Source organism: Candidatus Methylomirabilis limnetica (genome assembly GCF_003044035.1).
GTDB lineage: Bacteria > Methylomirabilota > Methylomirabilia > Methylomirabilales > Methylomirabilaceae > Methylomirabilis > Methylomirabilis limnetica.
On record NZ_NVQC01000008.1, the window covers coordinates 35,629 to 51,511 of the forward strand.

The following is a 15,883-nucleotide window of genomic DNA, read 5'->3' on the forward strand; positions in this document are numbered from 1 at the left end:
GACTGTAGGGACGCGCCCTGCGAGACAATACCAAGCTCAGAGCTTTTGAACTGGCCGACGAAGTGCCTTGATTCGGTCCATGCGCAACGACTAACAGCCTTCAGCCTACAGCCTAAATACCTGAGTAGTTACGTTACGTGAGAGGTCGGATTGACTCAAGAAAGTCAATGTACACATCGGACAGCCCGTGTTCCTCGGCGCCGCTGATCAGCAACTGTTTATATCGTTTTGAGGGGGGTGTCTCGCGGTCCGGATTCCCCATGATGTAAGCAAACGCTGCGAGGGCCTTGCCCGAGTTGGTCCGTACCTGGATCTCCTTTCGGACATACAGACCGGGGTACCCTTCGTACTCATCCAACGCTTTTCGTTCCGCTTCACTAATCTCCCACACCACGCCTTCGACCTGTTTCCCTGGCTTCTCGCGGATGGTTGCTATCCCGCCACCCCACATCGGGGAGTTTCCGGAGAAGGTGAGATCATAGTCGGAGAGCACCGCCGAGGCTACAAACTTCGCCGTTGGGCAAAGCCGCTTGAGTTGGACCCGCTCCATGTTCGAGCCGTAGGCGAAGTAGAGCATCTGGCTAGCGGCTCCCAGAACGAGCCGGAACCCGCGTGTGCCAGATCGCGTGGGGCTCGAACTTCCATGAGGTTGCCGGACGGTGCTTCTCGGCGATCTCGACCTCGAAGGATGCTTCCTGACCAGGATCGAGCGCCACAACTTTTGCCGCCTGCTGGCCCAACTCCTGCCGGGGGGCCGGCTTACTTTTTTGCGACGGGGTCTGGCTCAGTGGTTGGCCAAAAAACCGGACGATGATGACGACATCTTCAGCCCGGGCGGCGCTGACGTTCTTGACCGTGCCCTTGAGGGTGTCGATCCAACGCTCCGAGTTCAAAACCACCAAGTCCTTATTCGCGGCCGAGGCTAGGGATGGTAGTAGGCTGAGCGCCAAGGTAAGCGCCATGGCGAGTCGTCTCACCGCTGATGCCACCATCTTACAATGGGGGTTTGCGGCGGTGCCAGTCGGTTGCCTGCTCATAGGCGTGCGCCACCTTCAGGATTGTCGCCTCGTCGAAGGGCTTGCCGATAAGCTGAAGCCCGATTGGCAGCCCGGCCTTGGTAAACCCGCATGGGATCGAGATGCCAGGCAGGCCTGCCAGGTTGACCGAGATCGTGAAGATATCCGAGAGGTACATCTGGAGCGGATCCTCGGTTTTCTCGCCAAACTTGAACGGCGGCGTCGGAGAGGTAGGGGTCGCGATCACGTCGCACTGCTCGAAGGCCCGCTCAAAGTCCCGCCGAATCAGCGTTCGGACCTTCTGGGCTTTAAGGTAATAGGCATCGTAGTAGCCGGCCGACAGCGCATAGGTTCCGAGCATGATCCGGCGCTTGACCTCCGGCCCAAAGCCCTCCCGACGGCTCCTCTGGTACATCTCCAGCAAGTCGGTCGGCCGCGTGGTCCTGTACCCGTATCTGACCCCGTCGTAGCGGCCCAGGTTGCTGCTGGCCTCAGCGGTCGCCACGATGTAGTAGGTCGCGATGGCATACGGCGTGTGAGGGAGTAAGACCTTTTCCTGCGTGGCCCCCAGATCCTTCAGCGTCCGGATTGCGGTCCAGATAGCCGCCTCGACCTCAGGGTCCATCCCCTCAATAAAATAGTCGTCGGGAATACCGATGCGCACCCCTCGAACGTCTCCGGTGAGTGCGGACGAATAGTCTGGGACGGGAAGATTCGCCGAGGTCGAATCGCAGGGATCGTGTCCGGCGATCGCGTGCAGCAACATAGCGCAATCGTGAATATCCTTAGCAAAGGGTCCGATCTGGTCGAGTGATGAGGCGAAGGCCACCAGGCCGTATCGGGAGACCCGGCCATAGGTCGGCTTGAGACCCGCAATGCCGCAGAAACTCGCCGGCTGCCGGATCGAGCCACCGGTGTCGCTGCCGAGCGCGGCGGCGCACAGATCGGCCGCCACCGCGGCGGCAGAGCCGCCCGATGAACCACCGGGAACATGGTCGAGCGCCCAGGGATTCCGTGTCCGGAAGAATGACGAGTTCTCCGTCGAGGAGCCCATGGCGAACTCGTCCATGTTCGTCTTCCCCAGCAGGACTGCCTCTTGCGCTTTGAGGCGCCGGATGACCGTCGCATCGTACGGTGGCTCGTAGGATTCCAGCATCTTCGATGCACAGGTGGTCCGTACCCCTTTCGTGCAGATGACATCTTTAATCGCCAGCGGGATGCCGGCCAACGGGGGGAGAGGAGTGCCCACGGCGAGCAGCCGATCGACGGTCCCGGCTTGCTCGAGGGCTCTTTCCTCAGTCAGGGTCGTGTACGCCGCGACCTGTCCATCGAGTCGCGTGATCCGATCGAGTACCGAGCGGACAAGCTCGGTTGCGCTCACTTCGCGCGTAGCGAGCATGGCCTGCATCTCGTGGATGGTAAGTTGAGTGAGGTCCACGGCGTTACTCCTCCAGGATTCTCGGGACTCGGAAGAAGAGCTCATGTCGGTCGGGCGCATTGACCAGGACCTCTTCCTGAGCGAGCGAAGGCGTGACCTCATCCTCGCGAAAGACGTTGGTCATCGGCAGAACGTGAGAGGTCGGCTCGACAGCAGACGTGTCTAGCTCATTCAGCTTGTCGATGTAGATCAGGATCGAGTCTAGCTGAGCCTGCATCCGCTCCTTCTCCTCCGCGGTGAGCTCCAAACGGGCCAGCCTGGCCGCATGCTCGACCTCCTTCAGCGTGATCTTCATAGTACGTAACTACTCAGGTGTTTAGGCTGAAGGCTGAAGGCTGAAGGCTCTGAATTATCTCGCAAGGCATGAATCAAGCCGTTCAAGGCCTTCTCGGTTTCTATGACTTCCTGTTCAACCCGATAAACCAATATTGCTACTTCATCAGCCAACTCAAATGCCCGAAGTTTTGTGTGATCACACATGATTACCCCTAACAGCCTTCAGCCTTCAGTCTATCTACCTGAGTAGTTACCATAGTACAAGTCCTCTCGCATTTAGTGTCGTGCGTGGCAAGCGGTCATCTACGCCTGTAGCAATTGGGCATACTTGACCATGAGCTTCTTTTCACCGGCGCCATTGAACCTCACGACGACCTTCAAATCGTCCCCGCTGCCACTCCGTTCCCGGATCACCCCGATACCGAAATCGGGGTGCCGGATACGGGCTCCGGGATACAGACGGTCGACAAAGGGCTCATCTTCTTGATGTTTATGTTGATGTTCATGAAAGGCAGGGGGCGGTGCGCCTCTGGATTCCCATGGATCTTGGACCTGGAGAACTTCGGGTGGGATTTCATCCAGGAACCGTGATGGCAGGTTAAACCCACTGTTTCCGTAGAGCCGTCGCTGTCGTGCCGACGCAAGGTAGAGCCGTCGCTTGGCCCTGGTCATGCCAACATAACAGAGCCGGCGTTCCTCCTCTAACTCCCGCTCGTCAGGCATGGCAAGGGCGTGCGGGAAGATCCCTTCTTCCAGCCCGACCATAAAGACCGTTTCAAACTCGAGACCCTTGGCCGTATGGAGCGTCATGAGCGTGACCGCGCCACGGCCCTCAGTATACGCGTCGAGGTCACTAATCAGGGCGACGGAGTCGAGAAACGCCGGCAGCCCCCCTTCCGCGGTGCGCTCCACAAACTCTTGGGCGGCAGTAACGAGCTCTTTCAGGTTTTCCAGGCGGCTCTGGTCCTCCGGCGTTCCATCGCGCTGAAGCTCTTCAGCGTACCCGGAAGCGGTGATCAGCTCTGCGATCAGATCTGGAATCTGGGTGAAGGCGGATTTTGCCCTGACCTCTTCAATAAGGTGCAGCAATCCCTCCATGGCCGCCTGTTGCTTGACGTTGAACAGTCTCTCGCGTACGGCGCGTTGGCACGCTTCCCAGATCGTACTCTTGCCTTGCATGGCCAACAGTTCGAGCTTGGCGATCGTGGCCGGTCCGATTCCGCGCGCCGGCGCATTCACAAGCCGCTTGAAGCTGATGCTATCGGCGGGATTCACCACCCAGCGCAAATAGGCCAGGAGATCCTTGATCTCCTTCCGTTCATAGAAGCGGAGCCCACCCACAATGACATACGGGATCAGGGCCTGACGCAGGGCCTCTTCCAGGACGCGAGACTGCGCGTTTGTCCGGTAGAAGATCGCGTAGTCGTCGTACCGCGTTGCGTCATTGGCCACCTGACCCTGGATCGTTCTGGCAGCGAAGAGGGCCTCATCGGTTTCATCGAGGGCCCGGTAGAGTACGATGGTGTCCCCGACCTCGTTTTCGGTCCATAAGGTCTTCCCCTTCCGATCGCTGTTGTGGGCCACCACAGCCCCCGCGCCCTGTAAGATCCGCTGCGTCGATCGATAGTTCTGTTCCAGCCGAATCACCACGCAGCCCGGATGGTCCCGCTCGAAGTCCAGGATATTGTTCAGGTCTGCGCCGCGCCACCGATAGATCGACTGGTCGTCATCGCCTACCACACAGAGATGCCCGTACTTGCCGGCCAGCATATGGATGAGGCGGTACTGGACGTGGTTGGTGTCCTGGTACTCGTCCACCAGGATGTAGCGCCAGAGGTCCTGATAGGCAGCCAGCACTTCGTGGTGCCCCTCAAAGAGGCGCACCGTCGACATGAGGAGATCGTCGAAGTCGAGCGCCTGTAGCCCCTCCAACCGCTCCTGATACATGATGTACAGCTTGGCGGTCCGCTCTTCCATATGGTCATTGGCCTGCAACGCATACTCCTCGGGGGAGAGGAGTTCGTTCTTCGCGCGGCTGATGCGGGAAAGGATTGCGCGAGGCTTGACCGCGCGATCGGATAAGCCCAACCCCCGCAGACAATCCCGCATCAGACTCATCTGATCGCCCTCGTCATAGATGACGAAGGAACTCTTCAAGCCCAACGCCGCGCCATGTTTCCGCAGAATCCGAACGCAGGTGGAATGAAACGTTCCGACCCAGACGCTGCCGCCATCCCTTTGACTACGTCCGTGGTAAGCCTGGTCTAACGACTCAGGGCGGTTTTGTTCCAGGAGGTCCGCCACTCGCCGCTTCATCTCGCCGGCCGCCTTGTTGGTAAACGTGACGGCCAGGATATTCCAGGGCGGAACCCCGCAGTGGCTGATCAGGTAGGCGACCCGTCTGGTGATGACCCTGGTCTTCCCTGATCCGGCCCCCGCCAGCACCAGAAGCGGCCCCTCGGTGTGCAGGACCGCCTCTTTCTGTCTGGGATTCAGGCCCTCCAAGATCGCGTGAGCTTTCACTTCAGTCCGTCCCTCCGTTGGTTAGTTGAGAGTTTTAGATGATATCGTCCTTCATCATAGGCGAACCCGTCCGATGCGACAAGCGATTTTTCGGGCCTGAAGCCTCTTTGGAGATGGGCTACAGTGCCACCCCTCTTTGGTCGACAAGTACACTCTCGAGTTGAAAGGCATGGCTGCATGCGGAGGCAAGTACGGAGGATTTGACCGAGAAAAAGGATTGGAACGGAGCATGTGCCCGGCCGCAGTTACGGCTTGACATCCCCTCTGATCGGAGGGTAGCTTTTGGCTGCCCTGGAGGCGCAGACGGCGCTATGCGTGTGAATAGCCCACATTCCTGACCAGAAAACTTTAGATGCAGACGACCATGGGTTTACCTGGGCATCTCAGCGGCTGCAAAGGAACGTGTAAGTGAATCCTGAATCTATTCACTCCGAGCAGAAGCACCGGCGCCAAATGACGGTGGCTTGCATCACCTTGATCGTTTCGACCATTGCAGCACTGGCAGCACTCGGGACTGTATCGGAGATCAGGAATCATCTTTGCTATGAGCACGACATCAACAGTGTTTGCTCGAAAGTCCAAATCAGCGAATCCGAAATGAGGGTATTTGCGTGGTATCCGGAGGCGAAGCCATTAAGCTCGTCACCTTCCACCCCTAATCCTTACCTGGACGCTTTGACTCCCAGCAGAATTGTGCACGATATTCCACCTTACGAAAAACGCTCATACGCCAGCGGTTTCCCGAGCGGAAAACAACAGTGGCTATACTGGGAAGCGCGTCTTAAGTCTCATCTTCCTCCATTCGGCTCAATCAGGTTCGTGGTCCATTGGACGACTTACGATGCAAGTGGCAATCCTGTCGCAGGCGGTGTCTTTGAGGCCACGTGGGGTGCCGATGACCCGGTAGCCCTTATTATTGGCCCTGTCGACACAGTTCCAATTGGAGCTACCAGTCAATTTTTGCGGGGGCACTATGAGGTCGTTCTGAAGGTGTATGGCAATAAACTGGCAGAGTCAGAAGTTCACGGCGGATTCGATATTTACTGATGCTTACACATTACCATGAAAGAACGACGTTTCATACAATTTAGGCTCTTCTCCCAAAAATGTTGGGGGTAGTGGAAGCTCCAGCGTACCCAGGCGACAGCGGCCAGCGTCGCACACAACACAGGTAAACGCTTGACATTCCATACTAGCAATCGTATAGTCCCTCTACTGCTCGATTTCAGAGTCGCGTTTCCGTTTACGCTTGACACCTATAGGGGTTCAAAGATGAAGAAGCGTGACACTGTGGCCGCTTTATTGCCCTTGCTATTTGTTGTTCTCCTTGTTGGATGGGCGTGCAGTCGATTTAGCCCGTCGCCCTCCGGAAAAGAAGCTCTCCCCGCGCAAGCCCCATCCGCCACGACCACCGTTGCCCCTCGACCTCAGTGGACCGGTCCACCGCCCGGCGCCAAGTATGTGGGGAGTGAGTCCTGCCTGACGTGCCATGAGGAGTCGAGCCAGCGCTTTCATAAGACGATGATGGGGCGGATCATGTCCGTAAACCCGCGCACCCCCCAAGAGCAGCGGGTCTGTGAGTCGTGTCATGGCCCTGGGGGCCCTCACGTAGCTGCGGAGGGCGATGCCATTGAAACATTGATGACGTTCAAGAAGGGGGCAGAGCCGGTCGAGGCACAGAATGCCACGTGCGTGAACGGCTGCCATGAAAAGGGTGAGCACACTTCCTGGAAGGGGAGCACCCACGAGATGCGTGGCGTGGCCTGCGTGACCTGTCACAAGGTGATGGAGTCGGTGTCCGCCCGATACAACCTGGCGAAGCCGACCGCGATCGAGGTCTGCTCGCAGTGTCACCAGACCCGCCGGGCCCAGCTCCAGCGCAGTTCGCATATGCCGCTGCGCGAGGGGAAGATCAGTTGTAGCGACTGCCACAACGCGCATGGGACCGCCACCCAGGCGATGCTCAGGGAAGATTCGGTCAATGACAACTGTTACAAGTGCCATGCGGAGAAGCGGGGGCCGTTCCTCTGGGAACATGCGCCAGTCACAGAGAGCTGTACGAACTGCCACGAGCCGCACGGCTCCACAAATCCGAGACTCCTGAAGGTCAGGGTTCCCAGGCTCTGTCAGCAGTGTCATGTTGAGACCCGACACCCAACGAGCCCATACAATCCGACGACCGGAGCAAGGCAGGTCACCAACAGGGGCTGCAACAACTGCCACCAGAAGATCCATGGGTCAAACCATCCATCAGGATTCGCCTTCACGAACTGAGGTAGCGAACTGCATCAATCGGGGAGGTGGGCCATGGGAGCGTTAATCAGGATGAGATGGGTCAGCAAAGCACTACTGCCCGCCATAGCCCTGCTGCTGACGGTCGTCGCATCGGGTTACGCAGAACAGGCCCCGCCGGAGGAGGCTCTCCCGTCTTGGGCCAAATGGCTAAACGGTCGACTGCCATTCAACTTTGAGCTGACCGAGTTGGATATCGAGGGCGGTTATCGCGACATCGATGGCAGCCGGAGTTCGGCCAAGTTTCAGGAGTACCGCGTCCTTGAAGAGAGTCCCTTTATGGACCACCTTCGACTCTCCATGGAGACCAAAGATAAAAAGCACTACATCGACTTTACTACGCTAGACAGCTTCAAGCAGGACCAAAGCTACCTGTTTAGAGCAGGGCAGTACGGTGGCTATGAACTGGAGGTCTTCTGGGATCAGATCCCCCATCTGCTGAGCACCACAGGACGAACACTCTTTACCACCACGCATGAGGATAGTACGGCGAGTCTAACCCTGCCGCCTGGTGTCGCATCGACGGTCCAGGCCGCTACCCCAGCCACAAGGGGCTCCGTGATGGCCGGCTTTCTGGTCAATGCCGCACCGACGGATCTCAGTTTCCTGACCACCAAAGCGGGATTCAAGATGAAGTACAACCTGACAGATTCACTGGATGTCGGTGTCCGCTATACCTTCACGCAGAAGGATGGGACGATTCCCTTTGGTACCGGTTTCGGTGGCCCGGGGAGCCTTATCGAGCTTCCGGCCCCCCTCTTTAACCGCACCCACCAGGTTGAGGCCAAGACCCAATATGCTCGGCCGGGTTGGAACGTTAGTCTTGGCGGCGCCGCATCGATCTTCGACCAGGGCATCGACAACATCACGTTCGACAACCCGCTCTCGGCAACGGACAGCCCGACCGTTGCCTCTCGCGGCCGGACCACCATGGACCCGAACAACCAGGCGTATAACCTGTTTCTCTCTGGCGGCGTCTCCCTGCCGCTTCAGACCAGAGTCACGGGTAAGGTCTCCTACGGGTGGCGGCTCCAGACTCAGGATTTCGTCCCGCATACCATCAACCCCGCTTTGGCAGCCAATCCCCTATTGGCGCTCCCAAAACGCGATCTGGATGGAGATGTCCAAACAACCCTTGTGACGATCAACGGGACGAGTCGCCCGATTACCACTGTCCCGCTGACGCTATCCGGTGGCTACCGCTTTTATGACTTCAATAACCGATCATCTGAGATCGAGTTCACTGCGCATACGGTCCGGGATACGTCGCTCACGGCCGAGACGCGGGCCAACGCGCCCTTCTCCTACACGAAGCAAAATGGTCGCCTGGACGCGGGTTATTCCCTCCTCAAGGACCTTCATCTCAATATGGGTTACGAGTGGGAGCGGTGGGACCGCGATCCGAAATACCGCGAGGTGCAGACCAGTGATGAGCACTTCTTAAAAACCAGCCTCGACTTTACGCCGATAGACTGGCTGCTCCTTAGAGGCGCCTATCGCCGGAGTTGGCGCAACATCGACAAGTACGTGCCCCAGGCCCATCATGCGCATATCGTCACCGACATCGAGGGGGAGACAGATCCAGAGGTCCTGGAGCTCCAGGGTCAATCGACTCTGCTTCGGAAGTTTGACGAAGCCGACCGGACACGGGACAGGGTCGAGATTTTAGCGTCGATCACCCCGATCGAGACACTCAACTTTACGGCGACCTATGGCCTTATGCGGGATGATTTTGACAAGTCCCCGCTCGGGCTGCAGGAATCGCGGGGATGGAGCCTGGGTGGCGATTTGGCCTATAGCCCTCGCCCGTGGCTTTCGTTCTTCGTGAACTACATGAGGGAGGAGTTTAAGTATGATCAGCTCTCTCGCTCCAGGCCGGTCGTCGGCAACGTATCTACGGCGACCGCTCTGGCGCCGGGGTGTGCGTTTACCTCCCCTTCCGCCGCAACCAGTAACGCGGTCTGTGACTTTACCGATTTTAATTGGAGGAGCATTAACAGAGATAGGGTAGACACCTATGGGGTAGGCGCCGACGTCAGCCTGATTCCCAACCGTCTCAACCTGCGGTTGAGCTACTCCTTTTCTGACGCCGACACGATCATCGATTCGTCCAACCCTGTCGCTCCGGAGCTCCACCCACCCACGACTGGGGCCACCCAGCGGGCTACGGCGACCGCCGTCCGGTATCCCCTGGCGAACACGAACCTGCACACCCTGATCGCCGCGCTTCGCTATAATATGACTAAGAACTGGAGCCTTAATGGCGAGTATCGATTTGAGCAGTTTCGGGAGACCGATTGGGCGACCGACGCGATTGGGACGTCTGGCCTAACGACCTTACCCCCGACGGCCGATACATATTTAGGCGCTCGGTTCCTCCAGAATTACAACGCCCATATTGCTGGTTTTACGCTTCGCTATAAGTTCTGACCTCTATATCGCGCGCAAAAGGAGTAGTGAAGCCAGCCTGTCGGGCGTCGTCTGACGAGCTGGCTTTTGACGTTCAAGTCTGAAGGAGGGAATGGTTGTGCCACAGCAAGATGAACAGGTCGATTATGGGCGGCGAACGGTGAATTGGCTTCTCGGGAGTTCCATCGGCGTGCTCTTCGTATCCATCCTTTACCCGGTTGTAAAATACCTGATTCCCCCAAAACTTGCCGAGCCGACTACGTTTAGCGTGACCCTTCCCTGGAAGCTTGCGGAGTTGAAGGCGAACTCGGGGCGGATATTTCGATTCAGGAGTCGACCTGGCCTCTTGGTGAAGACGTCGGCTGGTGAGTTAAAGGCCTTCTCAGCGGTCTGTAGCCACCTGGAATGCACGGTGCAATACCGGGAAGAGCGGCAGGACATCTGGTGCGCCTGCCACAATGGCGTGTTCGACCTGAATGGAAAAAATATCAGCGGCCCGCCGCCTCGGCCCCTGGAGTCTTTGAAGTTGAACGTTCGTGGCGATCAGATCGTCGTTATGAAAGGGTAGCCATGTGATGGGGGATCGGATCACGGCTTGGCTTGAAGAGCGAATCGACCTTTCGGCGCTCAAGCACCTCATCCAGAAAAAGGTCATCCCTGTCCATCGCCATACCGTCTGGTACTATGTCGGCGGGATGACGCTCTTTCTCTTCGGGATCCAAGTGGCGACCGGGATCCTGCTGACCCTCTACTACCGGCCCAGCTCCGAGGAGGCATACGAGAGCGTTCAATTTATCGTGACCGAAGTCCAATTTGGCTGGCTCGTTCGGTCGATCCATAGCTGGTCAGCCAATCTGATGGTGTTGACAATGATGATCCACATGTTCAGCGTCTACCTAACTCAAGCCTACCGAAAACCACGAGAGCTGACATGGGTGACCGGAATATTGCTTTTCGGCATTGTGCTTTTCTTCGGGTTCAGCGGGTATCTGCTACCATGGAATGTCCTCTCGTACTTCGCCACTAAAGTCGGGACCGAGGTCACTGGGCAGCTTCCGATTGTGGGTCATTTTCTGGTGCGGCTCCTCAGGGCTGGTGACGAGGTCTCGGGTGCGACGCTTTCCCGCTTTTTCGGCATCCACATTGCAATCCTGCCGGCGCTCACCACGCTGATACTCGCCCTCCACCTCCTCTTGGTCCAGAAGCAGGGGATGAGTGTTCCTGCAACCGTAGAGCGTGCCCAAGCGGGACAGCCGCTCAGGACCATGCCGTTTGTCCCCAATTTTCTGCTGCGAGACCTCTTCGGCTGGTTCGCCGCCCTTGGGCTCTTGGCCGCCCTGGCCGCTATGTACCCATGGGAGCTGGGACAAAAGGCCGATCCTTTCGCCCCCGCACCCGCTGGGATCCGACCGGAATGGTACTTTGTCTTCATGTTTCAGAGTTTGAAGTATATCCCGGCCAAGGTCGGTCCATTTGACGGTGAGGTCTTGGGGGTCCTGGGCTATAGTCTGGGCGGGCTGTTCCTTTTACTGGTCCCATTTCTGGACAAAAGGACAGCCCGGGGCGAGCCAAGCCCGCTCTTCCGATGGATCGGGATCGGTATCATCGCGTACATCGTGATACTCACCGCGCTTGGATATTTCGCGCCTGCCTTCAAATGAGGAAGCCGTGAGGATCGCGCTGCGCATCGCGTGCTTCGGCCTTATCCTGATCGCGGCCGGCCTGATCCGCGTCCCCTTCGCGGAGGCGCAGGATGCCTGTGTTGACTGCCATAAGGCATCAAAAGAGGAGCGCCTCAGCCGTCCGGCCTTGAAGATTAAAGACGATTACCACCTGGCGCGTGGACTGGGCTGCCAGAACTGCCACGGCGGTGACCAGGCCGCAGTCGGCAACAAGGCGCAGAGCCACAGTTCGGCCAAAGGGTTCCTGGGCAAACCGAATCGGCGCGCGATCCCTGAATCCTGTGGGAAGTGCCACAGCGATCCAGTCTATATGCGGAAGTTTAATCCTTCCATTCGGACAGACCAGGTAAAGGAATACTATACGAGTCTCCATGGCAAAAAGCTTCGCGAAGGAGATCTGAAGGTCGCCGTCTGTACCAGTTGCCATGACGTCCATGCCATCCGTGCCAGCAAGGACCAGGCGGCATGGACATATCCTGTCAAGGTCGCTGAGACTTGCGCTCGCTGCCACGGTGACGCTGAATACATGAAAGGCTACAAGATCCCCACCGATCAGCTTGAGAAGTACAAGCAGAGTATTCATTACGAGATGTTGACCAAGAAGGGGGAGCTCGCCTCTCCGACGTGCAGCGGCTGCCACGGTAGTCACGGCGCCGCCCCTCCCGGCATCGATTCCGTGGCGAATGTCTGCAGCCACTGTCATGCAGCGACGGCCGAGCTCTTCGACAGGAGCGCGCATAAGGCGGCATTCGCCGAGCTGGGGATGCCGGCGTGCGTGACATGTCATAGTAATCACGATGTCGTGAAACCGTCGGACGCGATGCTGACTGGTGGAGAAGATACCGCTTGTGCCACTTGCCATGAAGCGAACTCTGCGCCCCTAAAGAAGGCTGCTGAGTTGCGAACTATGATCGAGGGCCTTTCGAGTCAAATCGATCAGGCGACGGCAATCCTCACCAAGGCTGAGCACGCAGGAATGGAGATCGGCCATCCTCGATTCGAGCTCATTGCGGCGAAAGACTCCTTGATCAAGGCCAGAGCAGAAACCCATTTGCTCAAGGTGGAAAAGATCAAGGCTATCACCGACCCAGGGTTCATCGTCGCTCAGAAGAGTCTCACGAGCGGCCAAGACCTCCTGACCGAGCTGCAGTTCCGCCGCAAGGGGCTGGCGGTCTCCATGCTGGTCATTGGCGCGGTTCTGATCGGCCTCTTCTTAAAGATCCGGGAAGTCGATAGACGGAGAGGACCTCGCTGACAATACCGCCGGCATTGACATGAATAGGTAGAGCGGCTATAGTCCGCATGACAGCCCGATGGCATGAGCTAGGAGCGTATGGGACCGTGCCCCGAAGATGCGAGCGAAAGCGGAGTAGCGAGTAATCACCTCTGCCCGCTTTCGATCCAATAGACGCAATAGACGCGATGACGCAATAAACGCAAGAGACATTTTCTAAGAACTGCCCGTAGAAAGGAAGAAGCATGAGATCAATGATCGGAGGGAGCGCGAGGCTTGCTCTCGCGTGCCTCCTGCTTGTGAGCTTCACGCCATCGCGTAGTGTCGCCCAGCCAAAACTGAAGATTCCACCCCCCTTCGCCTTCGAGCAGAAGACCAAGGATGAGGCGGGGAACATGAGCTTTGGGAAGGTAACGTTCGATCACAACGTGCATATTGAAAAAGGCCAAAAGTGCCTGAGTTGCCACGGCAAGGGTAAACCCTTCAAAAATAAGAATGGAACCTCTCCGGACATCACCATGAAGGCCTTCAATGAAGGAAAGGCGTGTGGTACATGCCACAACGGGAAGGTTGCATTCTCCACAAAGGAGATAGGCAATTGCCTGAAGTGCCATAAGGTCAGTACGGTTCCGCAGCCGAAGAGCACCGAGACGCAGTAACTGGATTGTGGCAGGTGGCCGACTTGAGAGTGCGCCTCTTCACGGTCCCTGCTATCGCGCGCCCTGTTTGGGAACGTGGGTAGCGATACCATTTCACGCTTGATGATGAGGAGCGCATGCTACGGAAAGGCGGCCGGGGGCCTTTTCCTTGTTTGGCTTTTTCTGCCCATAGCTCCGAATGTCTTCGCGGTCGTCTCGGAGTTGCCTGCCACTTCTCAGGAGTGCTTGGCCTGCCACAACGATCCCGACTTGAAGAAGGAGATCGGGGGAGGGCGATACGCTTCGCTGCTCGTAGAGCCGGCCGACCTGATTCAATCCGCGCACAAAGAGCTTGCCTGCGCCGAGTGCCATGGTGGCATCCCAGAAGGGTCTCACGCCGAAACGCCCCAGCCAGTACGTTGCAGCGCCTGCCATCTCAAACCCCATGAGAATGTTCCGGATAGCGCTCATGCCAATCTGGGGGGTATAGGCCCCAGCGCCAATTGCATCGCCTGTCATGGTAGTCACCGAATCCAGAAGATAGCCGCCGATGGCAACGTCAGCCTCTGCGCTTCGTGCCATGGCCGCCAGGCGAAACATATGGCCGCCGGCATTCATGCCGGTAGCCGCGGGGAGAAAACCAGGCATCTGCCAACCTGCGCCACGTGCCACAACACGGCCCACGCCGTCAAATCTCACCGCGATCCTGTGTCGCCCACCCATCGCTCGCAGATTCACGAAACCTGTGCCCGCTGCCATGCCGATCCGAAGGTGATCGCCGAAGAACAGATCACCAGGCCGCGGGCCGTTGCGCTCTTCGTGCAAAGCATCCACGGCCAAGCCATCCTACAGAAAGGCAATCTCACTGCCGCAACCTGCACCGATTGCCATGGCGCTCACGAGATCCGACGAGCTGCCGATCCCGCCTCTGGCGTCTTCAAGCAGAACGTCGCCGTCACCTGCAAGCAGTGCCACGACGACGTAGCCAGTCAGTTTCAGGACAGCGTGCACGGGAGGGCCGTCTCACACGGGGTTTTCGCGGCGCCGACATGCACTGATTGCCACGGGGAGCATGGGATCACTGCCACCCGCGCCCCGGGATCGCGAGTGGCGCCGCTGACCGTCTCCAAGACCTGCGCTGCCTGCCACGAGGCGGTACGGGTGGTCGAGGAGTTTGGCCTCGCGCCGCGGCGAGCCGGGACGTTCTTTGAGAGCTTTCACGGCCTGGCTGCGAGAGGTGGGTCGCCCGTGGTGGCCAACTGTGCAAGCTGCCATGGGACCCACAATATTCAGCCCTCCTCCGATCCTCGCTCCACCGTCAACCCGATGAACCTCTCGCGAACCTGTGGGCAGTGCCACCGAGGCGCCGGCATACAATTGGCCAGTGCCAGAATTCACGTGGCACCAGGGTTCGGCGAGCACCCATGGGTAACCCTGGTCCGACAGATCTACCTTGTGATTATCTTTGTCACCATTGGCGGGATGAGCCTGCACAACGGGCTTGACTTCCTGGTACATCTGCGAGAGCGTTGGCGAACAGAGGGGCAGCAGGAAGACGAACCCCGCGTGCCTCCCGAGGTGGCGCGCCGTCTCTTTGAGCGATTGACACTCAATGAGCGGATTCAGCACGTTACGCTGTTTGCGACCTTCACGATCCTGGTGATTACCGGTTTTGCCCTGAAGTTTCCTGATGCGTGGTGGGCACGGCCGCTGGTCTGGATCGAAAGCGGATATGCCGTCCGAGCCTGGCTACATCGAATCGCCGGCGTGCTCATGACGCTGGCGGCAGGGTATCATCTGGCGTATCTCTTCGGCACGCAGCGTGGCCGGGCTCAGTTCCGATTGATGCAACCCTGCCGACGGGATGTAGGCGAGGCATGGGAAATGGTGACCTTTAATCTGGGTCTGCGGCCACACCGGCCCCGTTTCCACCGCTTTACGTACGTAGAGAAGCTGGAGTACTGGGCGGTCATGTGGGGAACTGTCGTTATGGCCGGCACCGGGTTTATCATGTGTCTACAAACTATTGTGCTGAAGCGCTGGCCCCTTTTGGTTATTGACCTGGCAAGCGTCGTCCATTATTACGAGGCATGGCTTGCAACGCTTGCTGTCCTGGTCTGGCACTTCTACAGCGTCATCTTCCGGCCTGATATCTACCCGATGAGCCAGGTCTGGCTGACTGGGAAGATTACGGGAGAACAAATGGCCAAGGATCACGCTGCCGAATTGGAGGAGACGCTTGCGGCAGAAACCGTGCTAAGCTCATTGCCGGGAGATAAGAAGGCGGAACCGCGGGTAAGTATCTGAGTAAAAGACTCGAATCAGCAAAAGAGGAGTATTGTTGTAAAGCACACCTCGTGAGGTGCTGTCCAACC

14 protein-coding genes are annotated in these 15,883 nt (G+C 58.0%); 8 read left to right on the forward strand and 6 right to left on the reverse strand.

Annotation, left to right across the window (positions count from 1 at the left end):
- Positions 1 to 133: 133 nt before the first annotated feature.
- The 5 genes from CLG94_RS00735 to CLG94_RS00755 form a co-directional block, all read right to left on the reverse strand.
- A complete protein-coding gene (locus CLG94_RS00735; RefSeq protein WP_107560994.1) occupies positions 134 to 577 on the reverse strand; it encodes a gamma-glutamylcyclotransferase family protein in 444 nt (147 codons plus the stop codon).
- Positions 578 to 581: 4 nt separating this feature from the next.
- The gene (locus CLG94_RS00740) at positions 582 to 1,037 is read right to left on the reverse strand and encodes a hypothetical protein (protein ID WP_239993046.1); all 456 of its coding nucleotides are present in this window, start codon (positions 1,035 to 1,037) and stop codon (positions 582 to 584) included.
- Positions 994 to 2,454: an Asp-tRNA(Asn)/Glu-tRNA(Gln) amidotransferase subunit GatA gene (gene gatA, locus CLG94_RS00745; RefSeq protein WP_107560995.1), complete on the reverse strand. Its 1,461-nt coding sequence runs from the start codon at positions 2,452 to 2,454 to the stop codon at positions 994 to 996. Before gatA ends, CLG94_RS00740 begins: the two co-directional genes overlap by 44 nt.
- A 4-nt stretch (positions 2,455 to 2,458) precedes the next feature.
- The gene (gene gatC, locus CLG94_RS00750; protein WP_107560996.1) at positions 2,459 to 2,749 is read right to left on the reverse strand and encodes an Asp-tRNA(Asn)/Glu-tRNA(Gln) amidotransferase subunit GatC; all 291 of its coding nucleotides are present in this window, start codon (positions 2,747 to 2,749) and stop codon (positions 2,459 to 2,461) included.
- A 284-nt stretch (positions 2,750 to 3,033) separates the two neighbouring features.
- On the reverse strand, positions 3,034 to 5,253 hold the full coding sequence (locus tag CLG94_RS00755) for an ATP-dependent helicase (protein ID WP_107560997.1): 2,220 nt from the start codon (positions 5,251 to 5,253) through the stop codon (positions 3,034 to 3,036).
- A gap of 408 nt (positions 5,254 to 5,661) precedes the next feature.
- Here CLG94_RS00755 and CLG94_RS00760 point away from each other — a divergent pair, with 408 nt between their 5' ends.
- From CLG94_RS00760 to CLG94_RS00790, 7 genes are all read left to right on the forward strand, one after another.
- The gene (locus tag CLG94_RS00760; protein ID WP_107560998.1) at positions 5,662 to 6,300 is read left to right on the forward strand and encodes a hypothetical protein; all 639 of its coding nucleotides are present in this window, start codon (positions 5,662 to 5,664) and stop codon (positions 6,298 to 6,300) included.
- Positions 6,301 to 6,525: 225 nt separating this feature from the next.
- A complete protein-coding gene (locus tag CLG94_RS00765; RefSeq protein WP_107560999.1) occupies positions 6,526 to 7,527 on the forward strand; it encodes a DmsE family decaheme c-type cytochrome in 1,002 nt (333 codons plus the stop codon).
- A 51-nt stretch (positions 7,528 to 7,578) separates the two neighbouring features.
- The gene (locus CLG94_RS00770) at positions 7,579 to 9,975 is read left to right on the forward strand and encodes an MtrB/PioB family decaheme-associated outer membrane protein (protein WP_239993047.1); all 2,397 of its coding nucleotides are present in this window, start codon (positions 7,579 to 7,581) and stop codon (positions 9,973 to 9,975) included.
- A 91-nt stretch (positions 9,976 to 10,066) separates the two neighbouring features.
- Entirely contained in the window at positions 10,067 to 10,522 is a 456-nt protein-coding gene (locus CLG94_RS00775; RefSeq protein WP_107561001.1) for a QcrA and Rieske domain-containing protein, read from the forward strand.
- A gap of 7 nt (positions 10,523 to 10,529) precedes the next feature.
- On the forward strand, positions 10,530 to 11,615 hold the full coding sequence (locus CLG94_RS00780; protein WP_239993048.1) for a cytochrome b: 1,086 nt from the start codon (positions 10,530 to 10,532) through the stop codon (positions 11,613 to 11,615).
- A 7-nt stretch (positions 11,616 to 11,622) separates the two neighbouring features.
- Entirely contained in the window at positions 11,623 to 12,891 is a 1,269-nt protein-coding gene (locus CLG94_RS00785; RefSeq protein ID WP_107561003.1) for a cytochrome c3 family protein, read from the forward strand.
- A gap of 224 nt (positions 12,892 to 13,115) precedes the next feature.
- On the forward strand, positions 13,116 to 13,529 hold the full coding sequence (locus CLG94_RS00790; protein ID WP_239993049.1) for a c(7)-type cytochrome triheme domain-containing protein: 414 nt from the start codon (positions 13,116 to 13,118) through the stop codon (positions 13,527 to 13,529).
- A 93-nt stretch (positions 13,530 to 13,622) separates the two neighbouring features.
- On the opposite strand, the gene CLG94_RS13175 is transcribed toward CLG94_RS00790, so the two are convergent.
- The gene (locus tag CLG94_RS13175) at positions 13,623 to 14,156 is read right to left on the reverse strand and encodes a hypothetical protein (RefSeq protein ID WP_161953945.1); all 534 of its coding nucleotides are present in this window, start codon (positions 14,154 to 14,156) and stop codon (positions 13,623 to 13,625) included.
- Between CLG94_RS13175 and CLG94_RS00795 the strand changes: the two genes are divergently transcribed.
- Positions 14,109 to 15,815, forward strand: coding sequence for a cytochrome b/b6 domain-containing protein (locus tag CLG94_RS00795; RefSeq protein ID WP_161953946.1), 1,707 nt, complete (start codon positions 14,109 to 14,111; stop codon positions 15,813 to 15,815). The two genes, CLG94_RS13175 and CLG94_RS00795, sit on opposite strands and share 48 nt — an antisense overlap.
- Positions 15,816 to 15,883 lie beyond the last annotated feature (68 nt).

What these genes read in the sequence shown, in the direction of transcription:
- CLG94_RS00735 (WP_107560994.1), bottom strand. Translation starts at nt 577, where the DNA reads ATGCTCTACTTCGCCTACGGCTCGAACATGGAGCGGGTCCAACTCAAG.
- CLG94_RS00740 (WP_239993046.1), bottom strand. Translation starts at nt 1,037, where the DNA reads ATGAGCAGGCAACCGACTGGCACCGCCGCAAACCCCCATTGTAAGATG.
- gatC (WP_107560996.1), bottom strand. Translation starts at nt 2,749, where the DNA reads ATGAAGATCACGCTGAAGGAGGTCGAGCATGCGGCCAGGCTGGCCCGT.
- CLG94_RS00765 (WP_107560999.1), top strand. Translation starts at nt 6,526, where the DNA reads ATGAAGAAGCGTGACACTGTGGCCGCTTTATTGCCCTTGCTATTTGTT.
- CLG94_RS00770 (WP_239993047.1), top strand. Translation starts at nt 7,579, where the DNA reads ATGAGATGGGTCAGCAAAGCACTACTGCCCGCCATAGCCCTGCTGCTG.
- CLG94_RS00775 (WP_107561001.1), top strand. Translation starts at nt 10,067, where the DNA reads ATGGTTGTGCCACAGCAAGATGAACAGGTCGATTATGGGCGGCGAACG.
- CLG94_RS00780 (WP_239993048.1), top strand. Translation starts at nt 10,530, where the DNA reads ATGGGGGATCGGATCACGGCTTGGCTTGAAGAGCGAATCGACCTTTCG.
- CLG94_RS00790 (WP_239993049.1), top strand. Translation starts at nt 13,116, where the DNA reads ATGAGATCAATGATCGGAGGGAGCGCGAGGCTTGCTCTCGCGTGCCTC.
- CLG94_RS00795 (WP_161953946.1), top strand. Translation starts at nt 14,109, where the DNA reads ATGGCCGCCGGCATTCATGCCGGTAGCCGCGGGGAGAAAACCAGGCAT.
- CLG94_RS13175 (WP_161953945.1), bottom strand. Translation starts at nt 14,156, where the DNA reads ATGCCTGGTTTTCTCCCCGCGGCTACCGGCATGAATGCCGGCGGCCAT.